The organism is Streptomyces microflavus, assembly GCF_014650075.1.
Classification (GTDB): Bacteria; Actinomycetota; Actinomycetes; order Streptomycetales; family Streptomycetaceae; genus Streptomyces; species Streptomyces microflavus.
On record NZ_BMUG01000003.1, the window covers coordinates 502,745 to 521,438 of the forward strand.

At 72.6% G+C, this 18,694-nt stretch carries 18 protein-coding genes; 8 read left to right on the top strand and 10 right to left on the bottom strand.

What is annotated here, in order from left to right; translation table 11 throughout:
• Positions 1-50: 50 nt before the first annotated feature.
• Together uvrA and IE264_RS11230 are read right to left on the bottom strand one after the other, a co-directional pair.
• A complete protein-coding gene (uvrA, locus tag IE264_RS11225) occupies positions 51-2,471 on the bottom strand; it encodes an excinuclease ABC subunit UvrA (RefSeq protein ID WP_032759267.1) in 2,421 nt (806 codons plus the stop codon).
• 91 nt (positions 2,472-2,562) lie between these two features.
• Positions 2,563-3,564 (bottom strand): LLM class flavin-dependent oxidoreductase, encoded by a 1,002-nt coding sequence (locus tag IE264_RS11230; protein ID WP_373301912.1) that lies wholly within the window; start codon positions 3,562-3,564, stop codon positions 2,563-2,565.
• A gap of 122 nt (positions 3,565-3,686) precedes the next feature.
• On the opposite strand from IE264_RS11230, the gene IE264_RS11235 reads away from it, so the two are divergent.
• Positions 3,687-4,175, top strand: a complete 489-nt coding sequence (locus IE264_RS11235; RefSeq protein ID WP_015612908.1) for a phosphatase domain-containing protein — start codon at positions 3,687-3,689, stop codon at positions 4,173-4,175.
• On the opposite strand, the gene IE264_RS11240 is transcribed toward IE264_RS11235, so the two are convergent.
• Entirely contained in the window at positions 4,176-4,391 is a 216-nt protein-coding gene (locus tag IE264_RS11240; RefSeq protein WP_032759265.1) for a dodecin, read from the bottom strand.
• A gap of 203 nt (positions 4,392-4,594) precedes the next feature.
• Here IE264_RS11240 and IE264_RS11245 point away from each other — a divergent pair, with 203 nt between their 5' ends.
• From IE264_RS11245 to IE264_RS11255, 3 genes are all read left to right on the top strand, one after another.
• Positions 4,595-5,848 carry an extracellular solute-binding protein gene (locus IE264_RS11245; RefSeq protein WP_015612910.1) on the top strand — a complete coding sequence of 418 codons (1,254 nt, stop codon included), beginning with the start codon at positions 4,595-4,597 and terminating at the stop codon, positions 5,846-5,848.
• A 173-nt stretch (positions 5,849-6,021) separates the two neighbouring features.
• Positions 6,022-6,840: a GNAT family N-acetyltransferase gene (locus IE264_RS11250; protein WP_032759264.1), complete on the top strand. Its 819-nt coding sequence runs from the start codon at positions 6,022-6,024 to the stop codon at positions 6,838-6,840.
• Positions 6,837-7,781, top strand: a complete 945-nt coding sequence (locus tag IE264_RS11255; protein ID WP_229887490.1) for a lysophospholipid acyltransferase family protein — start codon at positions 6,837-6,839, stop codon at positions 7,779-7,781. Before IE264_RS11250 ends, IE264_RS11255 begins: the two co-directional genes overlap by 4 nt.
• Here the strand turns inward: IE264_RS11255 and egtD are convergent.
• From egtD to IE264_RS11280, 5 genes are all read right to left on the bottom strand, one after another.
• Complete coding sequence (gene egtD / locus IE264_RS11260; protein WP_032759262.1) at positions 7,724-8,686, bottom strand: L-histidine N(alpha)-methyltransferase; 963 nt, start codon at positions 8,684-8,686, stop codon at positions 7,724-7,726. The genes IE264_RS11255 and egtD overlap by 58 nt on opposite strands.
• On the bottom strand, positions 8,683-9,438 hold the full coding sequence (egtC, locus tag IE264_RS11265) for an ergothioneine biosynthesis protein EgtC (protein WP_032759261.1): 756 nt from the start codon (positions 9,436-9,438) through the stop codon (positions 8,683-8,685). Before egtC ends, egtD begins: the two co-directional genes overlap by 4 nt.
• Entirely contained in the window at positions 9,438-10,805 is a 1,368-nt protein-coding gene (egtB, locus tag IE264_RS11270) for an ergothioneine biosynthesis protein EgtB (protein ID WP_032759260.1), read from the bottom strand. The genes egtC and egtB overlap by 1 nt, the downstream gene beginning before the upstream one ends.
• Complete coding sequence (egtA, locus tag IE264_RS11275) at positions 10,802-12,163, bottom strand: ergothioneine biosynthesis glutamate--cysteine ligase EgtA (protein WP_032759259.1); 1,362 nt, start codon at positions 12,161-12,163, stop codon at positions 10,802-10,804. The genes egtB and egtA overlap by 4 nt, the downstream gene beginning before the upstream one ends.
• Positions 12,164-12,312: 149 nt before the next feature.
• A complete protein-coding gene (locus IE264_RS11280; RefSeq protein ID WP_015612917.1) occupies positions 12,313-12,780 on the bottom strand; it encodes a type II toxin-antitoxin system PemK/MazF family toxin in 468 nt (155 codons plus the stop codon).
• Positions 12,781-12,912: 132 nt separating this feature from the next.
• On the opposite strand from IE264_RS11280, the gene IE264_RS11285 reads away from it, so the two are divergent.
• Together IE264_RS11285 and IE264_RS11290 are read left to right on the top strand one after the other, a co-directional pair.
• The gene (locus IE264_RS11285; protein ID WP_032759258.1) at positions 12,913-13,935 is read left to right on the top strand and encodes a LacI family DNA-binding transcriptional regulator; all 1,023 of its coding nucleotides are present in this window, start codon (positions 12,913-12,915) and stop codon (positions 13,933-13,935) included.
• Between the two features lie 82 nt (positions 13,936-14,017).
• Positions 14,018-14,284 (top strand): hypothetical protein, encoded by a 267-nt coding sequence (locus tag IE264_RS11290; RefSeq protein ID WP_032759257.1) that lies wholly within the window; start codon positions 14,018-14,020, stop codon positions 14,282-14,284.
• Positions 14,285-14,413: 129 nt separating this feature from the next.
• On the opposite strand, the gene trxA is transcribed toward IE264_RS11290, so the two are convergent.
• Positions 14,414-14,812: a thioredoxin gene (gene trxA / locus IE264_RS11295; protein ID WP_015612920.1), complete on the bottom strand. Its 399-nt coding sequence runs from the start codon at positions 14,810-14,812 to the stop codon at positions 14,414-14,416.
• A gap of 117 nt (positions 14,813-14,929) precedes the next feature.
• On the opposite strand from trxA, the gene IE264_RS11300 reads away from it, so the two are divergent.
• Positions 14,930-16,381, top strand: a complete 1,452-nt coding sequence (locus IE264_RS11300; RefSeq protein WP_032759256.1) for a dihydrolipoyl dehydrogenase family protein — start codon at positions 14,930-14,932, stop codon at positions 16,379-16,381.
• A gap of 19 nt (positions 16,382-16,400) precedes the next feature.
• Here IE264_RS11300 and IE264_RS11305 read toward each other — a convergent pair whose 3' ends face one another.
• Complete coding sequence (locus IE264_RS11305) at positions 16,401-17,873, bottom strand: MFS transporter (protein ID WP_032759255.1); 1,473 nt, start codon at positions 17,871-17,873, stop codon at positions 16,401-16,403.
• A gap of 159 nt (positions 17,874-18,032) precedes the next feature.
• Between IE264_RS11305 and IE264_RS11310 the strand changes: the two genes are divergently transcribed.
• Positions 18,033-18,680, top strand: a complete 648-nt coding sequence (locus IE264_RS11310) for a TetR/AcrR family transcriptional regulator (protein ID WP_032759254.1) — start codon at positions 18,033-18,035, stop codon at positions 18,678-18,680.
• The last annotated feature ends 14 nt before the right edge of the window (positions 18,681-18,694 follow it).

Here is an 18,694-nt window from a genome sequence, read left to right on the forward strand (position 1 = left end):
GCCCTGAGTTCGTACGGCCCCGACCATGCGAACTCGGGGCCCTACGGGGATCAACTCCCCAGCGCCTTCGCCAGATGGGGTGCGGTACGGCTCTCCGCCGCCCGCGCCACCTCCTCGGGCGTACCGGTCGCCACGATCCGGCCGCCCCGGTCCCCGCCGCCGGGCCCCAGGTCGATCACATGGTCGGCGCCCGCCACCACGGCCATGTCGTGCTCCACGACCACCACCGTGTTGTGCGCGTCCACCAGGCCGTGCAACTGCCGCATCAGCACCTCCACATCGGCCGGATGCAGACCGGTCGTCGGTTCGTCCAGCAGATACAGGGTGTGCCCGCGCCGGGTGCGCTGGAGCTCGGAGGCGAGCTTGATCCGCTGGGCCTCCCCGCCGGACAGCTCCGTGGCGGGCTGCCCGAGCCGCAGATAGCCGAGACCCACGTCCAGCAGGGTGGTGAGCGCACGCTCGGCGGCCGGGGTCCCGGCGAAGAAGCCCGCCGCCGACTCCACGGTGAGATCGAGGACCTGAGCGACCGTCAGCCCGCGCAGCGTGACCTCAAGCGTCTCCGGGTTGTAGCGCGCGCCGTGGCAGTCCGGGCAAGGGGCGTACGTGCTGGGCAGGAAGAGCAGCTCCACCGAGACGAACCCCTCGCCCTGGCAGGTCTCGCACCGCCCGCCACTCACGTTGAACGAGAACCGCCCCGCCGTGTAGCCCCGCTCCCGCGCGGTATCCGTCTGTGCGAAGAGCTTCCGTACGGTGTCGAACAGCCCGGTGTACGTGGCCAGGTTGGACCGGGGCGTCCGGCCGATCGGCTTCTGGTCGACCTGGACGAGCCGGTCCACCGCACCGAGCCCGGTGGCCTCGGCGCAGAACTGCTCGCCCGCCCCGGCCTCCTCACCCGCCTGCCGGTCCGCCAGCACCCCGGCGAGCACCTGCCCCACCAGGGTCGACTTGCCCGACCCGGACACACCGGTCACCGCCGTGAACACCCCGAGCGGGAAGGCCGCGTCGACCCCGCGCACGTTGTGGCGGTCCACGCCGGAGAGCCGGATCCACCCGGAAGGGCTGCGCGGCTCCCGTACCGGCGCGGGCTCGCCCTCCTCCGGGAACAGGAACCGCCGCGTCGCCGACTCCGGCACCTCGGCCAGTCCCTCCGGCGGCCCGCTGTGCAGCACCCGCCCACCGTGCTCCCCGGCCAGCGGCCCCACGTCCACCAGCCAGTCCGCCCGCCGCACCACATCCATCTGGTGCTCCACCACGAAGACCGAGTTCCCGGCTTCCTTCAGCCGGCCGAGCACCGCGAGCAGGGACTCCGTATCGGCGGGGTGCAGCCCGGCCGACGGCTCGTCCAGTACGTAGACGACCCCGAAGAGCCCCGAACGCAGCTGGGTCGCCAGCCGCAGCCGCTGCAACTCGCCCGAGGAGAGCGTCGGAGCCGTACGGTCCACGCTCAGATACCCGAGCCCCAGCTCCGTCACCGTGCCGATCCGGGCCAGCAGATCGGCCGTCAATACCCGTGCCGTCTCCTCACCGCCGGCCCCGGCGCCGGAGAGCACCTCGGCCAGCTCGGAGAGGGGCAGCGCGGCCAGCTCCGCGATGGTCCGCCCGGCGAAGGTCACCGCCATCGCCTCCGGCCGCAGCCGGCTGCCGCCGCACACCGGGCACGGCGCACTGGTCAGGAAACGCTCGGCCTTCGCCCGCAGTGTCCGGCTCTTCGTATCGGCGAAGGTGTGCAGCACATAGCGCCGGGCGCTCATGTACGTGCCCTGGTACGGGCGTTGGATCCGGCCCGCGTCCCGCACCGGATGCACCGTCACCACCGGCTGCTCGTCGGTGAAGAGGATCCACTCCCGGTCCTCCGCCGCCAGCTCGCGCCACGGCCGGTCGACGTCGTACCCCAGGGTGTCCAGAACATCGCGCAGATTCTTCCCCTGCCAGGCCCCCGGCCACGCGGCGATCGCGCCGTCCCGGATCGACAGCGAGGGATCGGGGACGAGCAGCTCTTCGGCCGTCCGGTGGATCCGCCCCAGGCCGTGGCACTCGGGGCAGGCCCCGGCCGCCGTATTGGGGGAGAACGCGTCGGAGTCGAGCCGCTCGGCCCCTGCCGGGTAGTCCCCGGCCCGGGAGAACAGCATCCGCAGCGAGTTGGAGAGCGTGGTGACCGTCCCCACGGACGACCGGGCCCCGGGTGCGGAGCGCCGCTGCTCCAGGGAGACCGCGGGCGGCAGCCCGGTGATCTCCCCGACGGCGGGTGCGCCCACCTGGTGGATGAGCCGGCGCGCGTAGGGGGCGACCGACTCGAAGTAGCGGCGCTGGGCCTCGGCGTAGATCGTGCCGAACGCCAGCGAGGACTTGCCGGACCCGGAGACCCCGGTGAAGACCGTGAGGGTGTCGCGCGGGATGTCGACGTTCACGTCCTGGAGGTTGTGCTCGCGCGCGCCGCGCACCCGGACGTACGGATCGTGGGGGGAGTGCATGGGGCTCGGCTCCGTACATGAGGGGGACAAACAGTTCGATTCTAGGCGCGGGTGGTGGTGCAGGCCGGTCACCCGGGATCGCCCGGACCGCTCAGCGGCCCTGCCGTACGACCCCGGCCAGCCGCCGCAACGAGTCCACCAGCGCCTCACGGTCGTACGTACTGGTCGTGACGAGCACCTCGTCCGCCCCGGTCTCCTTGATCGCCGTCTCCAGCTGCTCCGTCACCTGCTCCTCGGTGCCGTGGATGTGGCCGTCGAGCCCGCGCTCGTACAGCGCGCGCTCCTTGGCGGTCATCGTGCGGCTCTCGATCTCCTCGGCCTGCGCCAGCGGGGGGAAGCTGCCGTGGGTGCGGGCGTATGCCATGGCCCAGGCCTCCGGGACCAGCAGGCGCCGGGCGTCCTCCTCGGTGTCGGCGACGGCGACCGTGCCGGAGACGATCACCTCGGGGCGCTCGGCGCGGGCGGAGGGGCGGAAGTCCCTGCGGTACACCTCGATGGCGCGCAGCACCTTCTCGCGGCCGCGCAGATCGCCGATGACGAGGGGGAGTCCGGCGGCCGCCGCGACCGCCGCACCCTCGCCGATCGCCAGGACGTACGCGGGGATGTGCAGGCCCTCCGCCGGGCGGGCGTGCACCTGGGGGTGGGCGCGCTGGGTGCCGTCGATCCAGCCGAGCAGCTCGGCGAGGCGGCCGGGGAAGTCCTCCGCGTCCTCCTTGCCGTGGCCGAGCGCCCGGCGTACGCCGTCGGTGAACCCCACGGAACGGCCGAGCCCCATGTCGATCCGGCCGGGGAAGAGGGAGGCGAGCACCCCGAACTGCTCGGCCACGACGAGCGGCTGGTGGTTGGGGAGCATCACCCCGCCGGTCCCGACCCGGATGGTGGAGGTCGCGCCGGCGACGGCGGCGGCCAGGACCGTCGGCGCAGACCCCGCGACGCCCGGCACGCTGTGGTGTTCGGAGACCCAGAAGCGGTGGTAGCCCAGCGCCTCCACCTCCCGCGCCAGCGTCACGGTGTCGCGGAGTGCCTGGGGGCCGTCGTGCCCCGCACGGGTGCGGGAGCGGTCCAGGAGGGAGAACCGGGTCGAAGCGATCACAGAGCTCACACCCTCTTCAACGCCCCCGACCGGTGAGGATTCCCGTGGCGCGATCCGAACGAAGGGCTCCACGGCCGCGGTTTCCCGGGGCGGACGGCGCCGGAGCTTCCTAAGCTGGCCGGGTGAACAACGACGCCCGGCCGCTGGCCGTATTCGACCTCGACGGCACGCTCGCCGACACGGCCCACCGGCAGCACTTCCTGGAGGGCGCGAAGCGCGACTGGTCCGGCTTCTTCGCGGCCGCACCGGACGATCCGCCGCTGGCCGAAGGGGTGGCCCTCGTGCTCGCGAGCGCCGAGGAGTGCGAGATCGTCTATCTGACCGGGCGGCCCGAGCGCTGCCGCCGGGCCACCGTCGAGTGGCTGAGCCGTCAGGGGCTGCCCGAGGGGCAGCTGTTCATGCGGCGCAACGACGACCGGCGCCCGGCCCGCCGGACGAAGCTGGACATCCTCCGGCGGCTGGGCCGGTCGCGTGAGGTGCGCATGCTCGTCGACGACGACGAGCTGGTCTGCGATGCGGCCGAAGTGGCCGGATTCCCTGTGGTGCGGGCCCGCTGGTTCGACCCGTCACAGGCGCTGAAGGATGCACAGGAGCGCGACGGGCGTACCTGATCAGGCGTTTTCGTCGAGCCGGAAGCCCACCTTCAGACCTACTTGGTAGTGCGCGATTCGGCCATCCTCGATATGGCCGCGCACTTGGCCAATCTCGAACCAGTCGAGATTGTGCAACGTTTCTGCGGCTCTTGCGACGCCGTTCCGGATCGCCGCGTCGATGCCCTCCTCGGAGGTTCCTACGATTTCGGTGACCCGATAGGTGTGGTTGGACATATTTTGTCTCCTCTCTGGTGACCACGGTGCCTCAATCCCGGGTGTCGCGCGAGGGGGCGAGTGGGGCGAATCAGGACGAGCACGCGTCTTGACCTACTCATTGGTCCATACCAAAATTCAGCCAAACACCCGTGCGAGCGTCGCCCGCAATCCCCCCACACCGGGTCCTGATTTCGTCGTGTCGTTTCGCAGAAGGTGACTACGTGAAGAACCGCATACTCGTCGGAGCCGTCGCGCTCGTTTCGTCCGTCACGCTGAGCGGATGTGGCTACTTCTCCGGTTCGGGTGGCGGTGACCGCACGGTGACGGTGTGGCTGATGAAGGACAGCGTCTCGTCGGGATTCCTGGAGAAGTTCACCAGCTCTTACGAGAAGGAGAACCCTTCCATCGAACTGGAGTTCAAGATCCAGGAATGGGGCGGCATCGGCCCCAAGGTTCTGGACGCCCTGGAGAGCGATGACGCCCCGGATGTGATCGAGGTCGGAAACACGCAGGTGGCGCAGTACGCGGAGAGCGGCGGCCTGCGCGACCTCACCCTCGAATCGATGCGCGACCTCGGCAGCGAGGACTGGCTGCCCGGCCTCGCCCAGCCCGGCCAGATCAGCGGTGTGCAGTACGGCATCCCCTGGTACGCGGCCAACCGCGTGGTGATCTACAACAAGGAGACCTTCAAGGACGCGGGCATCACCGCCGTCCCCAAGACCCGCGCCGAGTGGCTCAAGACCACCGAGAAGCTCAACACCCAGGGCAAGCAGGGCATTTACCTGGCCGGCCAGAACTGGTACGTACTGGCCGGATTCATCTGGGACGAGGGCGGCGAACTCGCCGAGGGCGGCGGCGGTGACTGGCGGGGCACGCTGGACACCCCCGAGGCGCTCGCAGGAATGAACTTCTACAAGGAACTCCAGGCGCTCGGCGACGGGCCCATGGACTCCGACGAGGAGAAGCCCCCGCAGAACGACGTATTCGCCGAGGGAGACGTCGCCCAGATCATCTCGCTCCCCGGAAGTGCCGCGCTCATCGAGCAGAAGAATCCCGAACTCAAGGGAAAGCTCGGCTACTTCCCCATTCCCGGGAAGACCGCCAAGGCCCCCGGCTCCGTCTTCACCGGCGGCTCGGACCTCATCGTGCCGAAGAACGCCGACCAGCGCAGCGCCGGTATCGCCGTCGTCAAGGCGCTGGCGAGCGAGAAGTGGCAGACCGAACTCGCCCGCTCCATGAGCTACGTCCCCAACAAGCCCCGGCTCGCCCACGTCGTCGAGGGCGAGGAGGGCACCGCCGCGATGGCCGAAGGGGCGAGCCAGGGCCGCGCCACGCCCAACTCCTCGCAGTGGGCCAAGGTCGAGGCGGAGAACCCGATCAAGCCGTACATGACGGCGGTGCTCACTGGCGCCGACCCGGCCGCGGCGGCGAAGAAGGCGTCGGAGCGCATCACGGCCATGCTCGCCGGCAGCTGATCCGGCGGCCGCCCCGCACGGGCGGCGGCCCTGGGGATTCAGCCGTCGCACATCCCCGCGCTCCACAGCGGTCACGTCGAATCCAGCCGGTGACGGAAGAAGTAAGGGGCCGGGCCTTCGCTCCCCGCGAAGGCCCGGCAGCCGCCCTTGCTGATCCGTCCCCGGAGACTGCCATGACCGTGCTGCCCACCGCCCCGCCCGCCTCGGTACCCACCCGGTCCGCCCCGTCGGCCCCGCCCGCCCCCCGTTCCCCCGAACCGGCCTACCGGGTCTCCCTCGCCACCGGCCAGGAGGACGTACGTGCCGCGCAGCGCCTGCGCCACCAGGTGTTCGCCGGTGAGCTCGGAGCCAGGCTGGAGGGGCCCGAACCCGGCATCGACAGCGACGCGTTCGACGCGTACTGCGACCACCTGCTGGTCCGCGAGACCGCGACCGGCGAGGTCGTCGCCACCTACCGCCTGCTGCCGCCCGACCGCGCCCGGATAGCCGGCCGGCTCTACGCGGAGAGCGAGTTCGACATCACCCGCCTCGCCCCGATCCGCGAGGACCTCGTCGAGGTCGGCCGCTCCTGCGTCCACCCCGCCCACCGCGACGGCGCCGTGATCGCCCTCGTCTGGGCCGGACTCGCCCGCTACATGGAACGCTCGGGCCACACCTGGCTGGCGGGCTGCTGCTCCCTGCCGCTGGCCGACGGCGGCACGCTCGCCGCCCGCAGCTGGAACACCGTACGCACCGCACACCTGGCCCCCGAGGAGTACTGGGTCACCCCGCACCGCCTCTGGGACTCCTCCACCCACCCCGACGCCGGCCCCGGCTCCCGGGCCGACCTGCCGCCCCTGCTCCGCGGCTACCTGCGGCTCGGCGCCTGGGTCTGCGGAGCCCCGGCGTACGACCCCGAGTTCAACGTCGCCGACCTGTACGTCCTGCTCTCGCTGCGCCGCACCGACCCGCGCTACCTGCGCCACTTCCTCTCCCTCGTCCCGCAGGCATGACCGGCTCCCGTACCGCGGGCACCAGCGCCTCCCGCCCCGGAGGCGTGAGCGCCTGGCTGCCCGTCGCCCCCTGCACCCCGCAGGCCTGCGCCCGGCACACCGGAGCGGTCCGCCCCCCGCTCCCCGCGCTCCTGCGGCTCCTCGCCGGCTGCACGTGGACACTGCTGGGGGTGGCCTGCGCCCTGCCGGTCCGGCTGCTCCCGGCTCCCCCGCGCGGGTGGCTGGTGCGGCGCTGGGCGCAGGGCGTACCGCGTGCCTTCGGCGTACGGGTGACGGTCCGGGTGCATCCGTACGACCCCGGCTCCGGCGGCGAGCTGGTCGTCGCCAACCACATCTCCTGGCTGGACATCCCCCTCGTCGCCTCCGTGCTGCCGGGCCGGATGCTCGCCAAGAGCGAGGTCGGGCGCTGGCCCCTGCTCGGACGGCTCGCCGGGCTCGGTGGCACGCTCTTCATCGACCGGGACCGGCTGCGCACGCTGCCGGGGGCCGTGGACACCGTCGCCGCGGCGCTGCGCGCGGGCTCCCGCGTGGTGGCGTTCCCCGAGGGCAGCACCTGGTGCGGGCGGGGGAGCGGCGGGGTGTTCCGGCCTGCGGTGTTCCAGGCGGCGATCGACGCGAAGGTCTCCGTACGACCGGTCCGCATCACCTACGGCACCGCGGGCGCGGTCGCGTTCGTCGGGGACGATCCGCTCGCCGCCTCCCTCTGGCGGGTGGTGCGGGCGGCCGGGCTCACCGCCGAGGTCGACGTCCTCGCCCCGATCCCCGCAGGCGCCCGCGCGCTCGTCCCCGCGAGCGGCGGGCCCGGCCGCCGCGCACTGGCCCGCGCCGCCCGGGCCGCCGTCGTCGGTACCGACCTGACGGCGACGGCTCGGGCAGCGGCGGATCAGACCGCCGTGGCCAGCGACAGGGCGAACCGGCCGGCCGCGTCCGTCCACCACTGAGCGAGGTCGAGCCCGGCGGCGGCCAGCTCCTCGCGGACGTCCTCCTGGCGGAACTTCGACGAGATCTCCGTACGCAGCTCCTCACCTGCCTCGAAGGGCACCACCAGGTCCAGCTCCCGGATCTTCACGCTCAGCGCCCGGCGGGCGCGCAGCCGCATCTCGATCCACCGCTGTTCCCGGTTCCACACGGCGACATGCTCGAAGTCCTCGAGCGGGAAGTCCGCGCCCAGCTCCCGGTTGACGACGTTCAGCACGTTCTTGTTGAAGGCCGCCGTCACGCCCGACGCGTCGTCGTACGCCGCGACCAGCGTCTCCTCGTCCTTGACCAGATCCGTGCCGAGCAGCAGCGCGTCGCCGGGGGACAGGAGCGAGCGCACCGAGTGCAGGAACGTGGCCCGCTCGTCGGGCAGCAGATTGCCGATCGTGCCGCCCAGGAAGGCGACCAGCCGGGGCCCCGGCGTGCCGGGCAGCGCCAGACCGCCGGTGAAGTCCGCGATGAGCGCGTGCACGGAGAGCCCGGGACGCTCGGCGAGCAGCGCCTCGGCCGCCCCCGTCAGCGCGCTCTCGCTCACGTCCACCGGCACGTAACTGTGCAGCTCCGGCAGGGCGTCCAGCAGATGACGGGTCTTCTCCGACGAGCCCGAGCCCAGCTCGATCACGGTCCGGGCCCCCGAGGCCGCGGCGATCTCCTCGGAGCGCTCCTCCAGGATCTCCCGCTCCGCGCGGGTCGGGTAGTACTCGGGCAGCCGGGTGATCTCCTCGAACAGTTCGCTGCCGCGCGCGTCGTAGAACCACTTGGGCGGCAGCGTCTTCGGGTGCCGGGTCAGCCCGCTCAGGACGTCGGCGCGCAGCGCCGCGTCCGTCGCGTCCTCCGGCAGGGTGCGGGTCAGCAGGAAAGGGCTCACGCGGCGGGCTCCTTGAGCGGTGTGGGGGTGACGGCTGCGGAGGTCGCGACCAGCAGGGTGCGGTCGGGGACCTCGCGCCAGCGCGGATCGTCGTCGTACGGCTCCGAGGCCACCGCGGTCGAGCGGCCCGGGTCGTGGAGGTACCAGAGAGTGTCGCCCCAGGCGGTGGCCACGATGGCGGTGCCGTCGGTGACCAGCAGGTTGAGCCGGGAGCCGGGGGCCGCTTCCGCGACCTCCCGGACGGTCTCCGCGACCGCCGTCGGCAGGTCGTCCCCGGCGGCGACGCGGTGCAGGATCAGCGCCCAGACCAGCGCGGAGTCGTTGCGCGCCGCCAGCGACAGCAGCTCCTGCGCGGGCAGGGCGGCGGCCGGGCCCGCCAGCGAGCCGGGCCAGCCCGGCACCGCGCCGTTGTGGCTGAAGAGCAGCCGCCCGGCGGCGTAGGGCGCGGCCGCGGCCTCCCCGTCCGCACCCGCCTCGGTGGCGTCCCGTACGGCGGCGAGCAGCGCGGTGGACCGCACCACCCGGGCCAGATCGGTGAACGTCTGGTCGTGCCAGATCGGCCCCTGGCGCCGGTAGCGGCCGGGCACCGGGTCGCCGTCCGCGTACCAGCCGACGCCGAAGCCGTCCGCGTTGACCGTGCCGTACCGCTGGCGGCGCGGCGCCCAGGACTGGCGCACCAGGGAGTGCGGCGGCGCGGAGAGCACGGTCCCGAGGGCCACCGGATCGCCCACATAGGCGATATGACGGCACATCAGGCGTCCCTCGCGGTGCGGAACCCGGAGAAGATCTGGCGCCGCACCGGCAGGTCCCAGTTGCGGAACGTGCCCCGGCAGGCGACCTGGTCCACGGCGAACGAGCCGCCGCGCAGCACCTTGTGGCCCGGTCCGAAGAACACGTCCGAGTACTCCCGGTAGGGGAACGCCACGAAGCCCGGATAGGGCAGGAAGTCGCTGGAGGTCCACTCCCACACATCGCCGATCAGCTGACCCGCGCCGGAAGGCGCCCGGCCCGCCGGATACGCGCCGGCCCGGGCCGGGCGCAGATGGCGTTGGCCCAGATTGGCGTGCTCGGGTGTCGGGTCCGTATCGCCCCAGGGATAGCGCAGCGAACGCCCGGTGGCGGGATCGTGCCGGGCGGCCTTCTCCCACTCGATCTCGGTGGGCAGCCGCCTGCCCGCCCAGCGCGCGTACGCGTCCGCCTCGTACCAGCTGACGTGCAGAACCGGCTCGTCCTCGGGCACCGGCTCGGTCACCCCGAACCTGCGGCGCAGCCACTGCCCGGCGTCGCGGTGCCAGAACAGCGGTGCGGTCAGACCGTGTTCACGGACCATGTCCCAGCCCTCGGGCGCCCACCAGCGGGGGTCGGTGTACCCGCCGTCCGCCATGAACCGCTGATACGCGCCGCAGGTGACGGGCGAGGTGTCCAGATGGAACGCGGCCACCTCCCGCCGGTGCGCTGGCCGTTCGTTGTCCAGGGCCCACGGCTCGGCGGAGGTGCCCATGGTGAACGGGCCTGCCGGGACCAGGACTTCACCGGGCAGGGACCCGGCGTCGGTGGGATCGGGCGGCGCGGGTGCGGTCAGCGCGGCCGGGCCCGAGCGGAGCTGATGGGTGATCAGCATGGTCTCGTCGTGCTGCTGTTCGTGCTGGGCGATCATCCCGAAGGCGAACCCGGCCCGCTCCAGCGGCCGCCCGCCCTCGTGGAGCGGGGCGGCCTCCAGGATGTCCAGGGCCCTGCCCCGGACGTCGGAGGCGTACGTCCGCGCCTCGGCGGGCGCCAGCAGCGGCAGCGAGGGCCGTGCGGAGCGGGGGTGCTCGAAGGCGTCGTACAGCCCGTCTATCTCCGGGCGCAGCGCCTGCCGGCCGCCCACGGCCCGGAGCAGCCACTGCTCCTCCTGGTTGCCGATGTGGGCCAGGTCCCAGACGAGCGGGGACATCAAGGGGGAGTGCTGGGCGGTGAGTTCGCCGTCCTCCACGCTGTCGGTCAGGGTGGCGGTGCGCGCGCGGGCGGTCAGCAGCGCGTCGAGGGCGCGCCGGCGCAGCGCCTCGGGGTCGTGGCTGCCGGGGGCCGGCGGGAAGCCGTCCGCGGCGGGTGCGGAGGGGGCACGGTCGTCGGTCATGCTGAGGTCACCCTTCCGGAGTGCGGCGGAGCGGCCGGCCCGTTCGCGGGGCCGTCGGGGGAGCCCGTCAGCAGGGACAGGCCGGCGAGAGCGCCCGGTCGGAGCAGGTCGTCGGCCGGACATCGGCCCCGGGCCACATACCGGTCGTTGAAGGCCGCCACGGTGTTCCGCACCGGCTCACTCGCGCCCATCCGGTCCAGCGCGGTGAGCGCCGTCTCGAAGCAGACGACGGCCGCCGCCCTCAGCTCCGGATCGGCCAGGCCCTCGCGGGCGGCCGTCGTCCAGAGCGGGTTGCGCGGAGCGGCTGCGGAACCCGCCGACTCGGCCAAGGGCTTCACGGTGCGGTACACGGTCTCGGCGGCCTCCGGGTCGTCGAACAGGGCGGTGGCGACGGCGAGCGGCACCAGCCACCCGTCGGCGCCGCTCTGCGCGTCGATCATGCGCAGTTCGAGGTGCCCGCGCGGCCGGACCGGCGGGAAGAGGGTGGTGATGTGGTAGTCGAGATCGGCCTGGACCGGCGGGCGGGGCGCACCCGTGCGGATCCACTCCCGGAAGGTGAGGCCCTCCGGTACGTCCCAGGGGCCGTCCTCGCGGCGCACGCACATCACGGTCGTGTCCAGCACGTGCGAGGCCCACGCCTCGCGCGGCGGAAGTCCGCCGCCCGGCGCCAGCGTCCGTACGGGGTCGAGATCGGCCCACAGGGACTGCCGGGTGGACTTCCAGCCGGTCCGGCGGCCCTGCTGGAACGGCGAGTTGGCGAACGCGGCCACCAGGACGGCACCGAGCAGATGGGTGAGCTGCCAGCGCCGCCCGTAGCCGAGCGGTCCCGGCTCCTCCTCGCCCGCATCCAGACAGACCTGCACGGAGGCGGAGGTGCACATCATCGCCCGCCCGGCCGGACCTGCCCGGTCGAGCGCCGCCTCCATCGCGTCGTAACGCGGCTCGCGCAGCCTGCGGTGCGGCGTCTGCCACGGGTCCACGCCGAGCCCGACCGGTGCGAGCCCGGCCCGGCCGAGCGAACCGCGGACGGCGGCCAGATCCGCCGCGGTCGTCTCGATGCACTCCATCAGGGAGCCGGCCGGCTGTGAGCTGAGCTCCAGCTGCCCGCCCGGCTCGAACGTCAGTGCGGCGCTCAGGGGCAGTTCACGGAGCGCCGCGACCGCGCTGTCGAGCCGTTCCCCGTCGACGGGGACGGCGGGATGTTCCCGGTCATGGATGAGCCATTCGAGTTCCACCCCCACGATGCGAGGGGGACCCGTCTTGAAACATATGCCGCGCAGTAAATCCTGTGCCGCACCCTCGTCGAGGGGTGCGGTGTCCAGGCGTGGGCCGGGGCCGCCGGGTGTGTCCGAGGACATGGGGCGCCTCCTTCTCAGTTGCGTACCTACCACCCAAACCCGTACCCCGGGATCGCACAAGAGTGCCCCCGAGCCACCGGAAAAGCGGTTGCCGCCGCACCGCTTCCACGACCAGCATGCGCCGTACGCTGCACACCGGCGAGCGCCGGTCAGCTCCAGCCGTACCGCTCCCGCAGCCGCCCGGTGACGGAATCGAACCGGTCCCGGTCCAGCGCGCACGCCTCGCGCCGCATGCCGTCCTCGTGGACCCGCAGCACCCGGTCCAGATCGACCCAGGACTGCCGGCCGGAGCTGTCCCAGGGACCGGCCCCCAGCGCCACCCACTCGTGGTCCATGTCGTGCCGCTTGCTGGAGAGCTGGACGGCGAGCAGCGTCCCCGCCGGCTCCCGGGCCACGACGAGCACCGGCCGGTCCTTGCCGCGGCCGTCGTTCTCCTCGAACGGCACCCAGGTCCAGACGATCTCGCCCGGATCGGGGTCGCCGTCACGGTCGGGCGCGTACGAGGTGCGGACCGGGCCGACCTCGTGGGGATCGGCCTGGACGGTGGCGGTCGGACCGGTGCTGCCGGGAGGTACGGGCGGGCTGTCGGTGCGCTGTGCGCTGTGGTGGAACGTCATCGCAACACCGTAGGACGTGCACGGCCCGATCCCGGGAGCGGGTCCGCCGAACGGGGGCCGCGGCGAGCCGCCGCGGCCCGGCGCCCCCGGCGCAAAGCCCGGCCCGGCGGATCTGGAAGACTGCCGGACGCCATGAGCCAGTTACCCAAGCAGCCCGCCGAAGTCTCCGTCCCGACCAGCGCGGATGTCGCGCGCCTCGCCGGAGTCTCCCGGGCCACCGTGTCGTACGTCCTGAACAACAACGCCACCGTCCGGATCAGCGAACCGACCCGGCACCGCGTCAGGGAGGCCGCCACACAACTCGGTTACGTCCCGCACGCGGCCGCCCGCAGCCTGCGCGCCGGACACAGCCGCCTGGTGCTGCTGCCCTCCGGCCATATACCGGCGGGCCCGCTGCACCAGCGCTTCTTCCAGGAACTCCAGGCGGGACTGCGCCGCCTGGACTACACCGTCGTCCAGTACGGCAGCGCCGGCCTCGCCGACGACGAGGCGGTCCGGGCCTGGGCCGAACTGCGGCCTGTCGCCGTCGTCGTCCCTCCCGGCATCACCCTCACCCCGCACGGCACGGACGTCCTCACCCGCTCCGGCGCCAAGGCGGTGATCACGCTCGGCCCGGAGCCGGTGGAGGGCGCCCACGGACTGGTCATGGACCAACGGCGGGTCGGCGCCAGCGCCGTCGGCCACCTGCTGGCCCGGGGCCGCCGCCGCATCGGGGTGGTCATGCCCCGGGAACCCGGCCTGGAGCCGTTCTCGGGACCCCGCCTCACCGGGGCCCGGCAGACCGCGGAACCGGCCGGGGCCCACATCCTGCCCCTCCCGCTCCGCTACGACGAGGAGTCCGCGGCGGAGCTCGCGGAGCGCTGGCCGGAACTGGGCCTGGACGCCGTGTTCGCGTACAACGACGAGTACGCCATGCTCCTGATGCGGGCGCTCCAGGACACGGGCGTCGAGATACCCGGGGACACGGCGGTCGTCGGAGCGGACGACCTGCTGCTCGGCAGACTGCTGCGGCCCCGCCTCAGCACCGTCCGGATGGAGCTCGCCATGGAGCACGCGCTCGCCGAGACCATCGACCGCCTCGTCCACCACCCGGGCACCGCCCCCGTCCACCACGACCTGCTGCGCACCAGCGCCGTCCACCGCGAGTCCAGCTAGGCCCTGATCCGCCGGAGGCGTCCTGGACCGCCCCGGGCGCGACGACATGCGCGGTGACCGGCGGATGTCTAGCGTCGGGTCCATGAGTCATCCGCAGAGTTACGAGCTCCTCCTGATCCCCGACCACAGCAGGACGCGGACCGGAGCCCCCGGGCGGCCGATCCGCTCGGCGGTCGTGGCCGCCACCGGCGATACGGGGGCCTCGGGCTACCCCCGGTACGCGGGAGAGGGCATGGAGGCGGACATCGACCCGGAGACCCGCACGGTGGAGGCCGTGCTGATCGACGGCGACGAGCTGGACCCCGGCATGTCGGTCCAGGTCGCCGAGGGGAACCGCCCGACCGGCTGAACGGACAGCCGTACCCGGACACGACGGACGGCCGCTCCCGGGCACGACGGAAGGGCCCCGACCGCACGGCACCGCTTGTGCGGTGCCGGATCAGGTCCCTTCGGTTCGCGCCGTGCGCCGGTACGGCGGCTACTGGGGCTCCGGCTGTCCCTGCCCGGCCTCCGCCGCCCGCTTCTGCTCCTCCACGGACTTGCGGACCTCGTCCATGTCCAGCTTCCGGGCCTGGCCGATGACGTCCTCCAGGGCCGCCTCCGGCAGGGCGCCGGGCTGCGAGAACACCGCGACGTTGTCCCGGACGATCATCAGCGTCGGGATGGACCGGATCTCGAAGGCGGCCGCCAGCTCCTGCTGCGCCTCCGTGTCGACCTTCGCGAAGACCAGATCGGGGTGGCGCTCGGACGCCGAGTCGTAGACCGGCGCGAACTGTCGGCAGGGGCCGCACCAGGAAGCCCAGAAGTCGATCAGGACGAAGCCGTTGTCACTGACGACCTGATCGAAGTTTTCCTTGGTGAGCTCTACGGTGCTCATGCTTCAGATACCTCTTCCTGTGCCCGTTCGGACCTGTTCCGGCACAACGGTGACTGCACTTGCGCTATTCCGCCTGCCCATGTGGCCGGGGCGCACACTCACGAGGACACTGTTTCCATGACAGATGCAGCGACTGACGCGGTGGACGTTTCCGAGTACGACGTGGTGGTCATCGGTGCGGGTCCGGTGGGGGAGAACGTGGCCGACCGGGCCCGCGCCGCCGGGCTCAGCACGGCCGTGGTGGAGTCCGAGCTGATCGGCGGCGAATGCTCGTACTGGGCCTGCATGCCGAGCAAGGCCCTGCTGCGGCCGGTGGTCGCGCGCGCCGACGCCCGCCGCGTCCCGGGTCTGAGCGCCGCCGTGCAGGGCCCCCTCGACGTACAGGCCGTCCTCGCCCACCGGGACGACGAGGCCACCCACTGGAAGGACGACGGCCAGGTCGCCTGGCTGGAGAGCGTCGGAGCGGACATCTACCGCGGTACGGGACGCCTCACCGGCCCCCGCGCGGTGTCCGTCACCGCCCCCGACGGCACCGTGCACCGGCTCACCGCCCGGCACGCCGTCGCCGTGTGCACCGGCACCCGGGCCGTCGTCCCCGGCCTGCCCGGCATCGCCGAGGTCCGCCCCTGGACCAGCCGCGAGGCCACCAGCGCCAAGGAGGTGCCCGGCCGGCTCGTGGTCGTCGGCGGGGGAGTGGTCGGCGTGGAGATGGCGACCGTCTGGCAGGCGCTGGGCGCCGAGGTGACGCTGCTGATCCGCGGCAAGGGCCTGCTCCCGAAGATGGAGCCCTTCGCGGGCGAGCTGGTGGCCGAGGCGCTGAAGGAGGCCGGCGCCACCATCCGTACCGGCGTCTCCGTCACCGCCGTGCACCGGCCCGCACCGGACGCACCCGTCACCGTGGAGCTGGACGACGGCGGCCGGATCGAGGCCGACGAGATCCTCTTCGCCACGGGCCGGGCGCCGCGCACCGACGACCTGGGCCTGGAGACGGTCGGCCTGGAGCCCGGCTCCTGGCTCACGGTGGACGACAGCTGCCGCGTCGAGGGCACGACCTGGCTGTACGCGGTCGGGGACGTCAACCACCGCGCTCTCCTCACCCACCAGGGCAAGTACCAGGCCCGCATCGCGGGCGCCGCGATCGCCGCCCGCGCCCAGAAGGTCCCGCTCCTGGAGACGGACCGCTGGGGCGCCCACGCGGCCACCGCCGACCACGCGGCCGTCCCCCAGGTCGTCTTCACCGATCCCGAGGCCGCATCCGTCGGCCTGACCCTCGCCGAAGCCGAACACGCGGGCCACCGCGTCCGCGCCGTCGACTACGACCTCGCCTCGGTCTCCGGCTCCGGCCTGTACGCCGACGGCTACCGGGGCCGCGCGCGGATGATCGTGGACCTGGACCGGGAGATCCTGCTCGGCGTGACGTTCGTCGGCCCCGGAATCGGCGAACTCCTGCACTCCGCGACGATCGCGGTCGCGGGCGAGGTCCCCATCGACCGGCTGTGGCACGCGGTTCCGGCGTACCCGACGATCAGTGAGGTGTGGCTGCGGCTGCTGGAGACGTACAGGGGGTGAGCCCTGCCGGGTGGCCTGTTCAGGCGGCCTCCGCGGGCGCTGCTTCCTCCACACTGCGGGAGTCCGTGAGGCTCAGCGCGCCGGCCGTCGCGATCAGGCCGACGGCGACGGCGAGCACGGCGTAGGCGATCCGCTCACCGTGGAAGAAGGAGGCGACGAGGTCGCTGCTCCACACGCCGGCCGGGAGCTGGGTGGTGACCAGCGCGGCGATCAGCGTGCCGATGGTGGCGGTGCCGACGCTGGTGCCGACCTCCTGCGCGGTGTCGTTGAGCGCGGTGCCCATTGAGGTGCGGTTGGCGGGCATCGCGTCGACGAGCGCGACCGCACAGATCGTCATGACGGTCCGGAGTCCGATCGTCATGAGCACCATGCAGAGCGCGATGACGAGGTAGCCGTGCTCGACGCCCCAGGACAGTCCCGCCAGTGCGACGGCCAGGCAGGCCGCGCCCACCAGGCAGGCGACGCGGTGGCCGTAGCGGCGGGCCAGCCCCTCGGACACGGGCGTCGCCAGCAGCATGGTCACGATCAGCGGCAGGTTGGCGAGGCCGGCCCGTACGGGGCTCCAGCCGTACGCGTACTGGAAGTGGAGGATGAGCCCGAACATCACGCCGGCCATCGCGATGGACGTACCGATCTGCGCCACGATGGCGCCGCGGACCGTGCCGTCGGAGAACAGGCCGAGGTCCAGCATGGGGGCGGGGCTGCGGCGCTCGTGCCGGATGAAGGCGGTCGCGGCGACGACCGCGCCCGCGACCGAACCGATGGTGAGGACGGAGAGCCAGCCGTTCTCGACACCGCTGGTCAGGGCATAGCAGGCGAGCCCGATGGCGGCGAGGCTCAGCGCGGCGCCCGGTATGTCGAGCCGGTCGCGGGTCAGGTCCTCGGGCCGGTCGGCCGGGACGCCGAGTCGGACCCCGATCCAGGCGATCACCGCGATCGGGGCGTTGACGACCAGGAGCCACTCCCAGCGCACGTGGGCCAGGACTGTGCCGCCGATCAGCGGTCCGAGGATGAAGCCGGACATGCCGACGACGATCATCAGCGTCATGGCGCGCATCCGCAGCGCCTTGTCGTCGAAGAGGCGGAAGACCAGCGAGTTCGTGATCGGGGCCATCGCCGCGGCGGCGATGCCCAGCGCGGCGCGCAGGGCGATGAGCTCACCTGCGGTGGTGACCCAGACGACGCACAGGCTCAGCGCGCCGAACACGGCGAGCCCGACGAGCAGGACGCGGCGTCGGCCGAGCCGGTCGGCCATGGAGCCCGCGGTGAGCAGCAGACCGCCGAAGGTCAGCGAGTACGCGCCGGTGACCCATTGCAGCGCGGTGGTCCCGCCGCCGAGGTCGCGCCCGATGGTGGGCAGCGCGATCGACAGCAGGGTGTTGTCGACCATCTCCACGAAGAAGGCCAGGCAGAGGGCGGCGAGTGGGATCCACGCGGCGCGCAGGGAGGGATAGGTACGGGAGGCGGGGGGTTTCAGCATCGCGGTCGTCATGGCGGCGCTCCTTTCTATCGAACGCCGCTCGACTATCGAACGGTGTTCCATGCGGTACGATAGAACACCGTTCGATAGAGATGCAAACGAAGGGCAGAGGCCATGCCGCGCCACCAGAACCGTGGAGCCGCGGGCGGCCGCCGCCGGGCTTCGCACTCCATGGAGTCCGTGCTCACCGAGGCGGTGGCGCTGCTCGACGAGGCGGGTCCTTCGGCGCTGACGTTCCGGGCCCTCGCGCAGCGCCTCGGGGGCGGCGTCGCCAGCATCTACTGGTACGTCGCGAGCAAGGACGAGCTGCTCGACCGCGCCACCGATCACGTCATCGGCGGCGTCCTCGCCGACATCGAGGCGATCGAGCCCGGCGACGACCCGATCGACGACCTGCGCGTGATGTCACTGACCCTGTTCGACGCGATCCTGGTGCGGCCCTGGCTCGGGAACTACTTCATGCGCAACACCGACGTCCAGGGCAACGCCCTGCGCCTGTACGACACGCTGGGGCAGCCGACCCTCCGGCTGAAGCTCACCGCGCGCCAGCGGTTCCACGCCGTCTCGGCGATCACGACGGTCGTCGTCGGCTCTGCGGTCGACCTGGGGCAGGAACCGCCGCAGGAGGTTCTCGAGGGTGCAGTCGGCCGCGACGAGTTCCTCGGCCGCTTCGCCGCGACGTGGCGGGAGCTCGATGCCGACGACTTCCCCTTCGTGCACGAGATCGTCGACGAGTTCGACGGGCACGACGACATCGAGCAGTTCCGCGCCGCGCTGGACCTGACCCTCGCAGGGTTGCGCCTCCAGGCCGACGCCTGAACGATTCGCCCGGC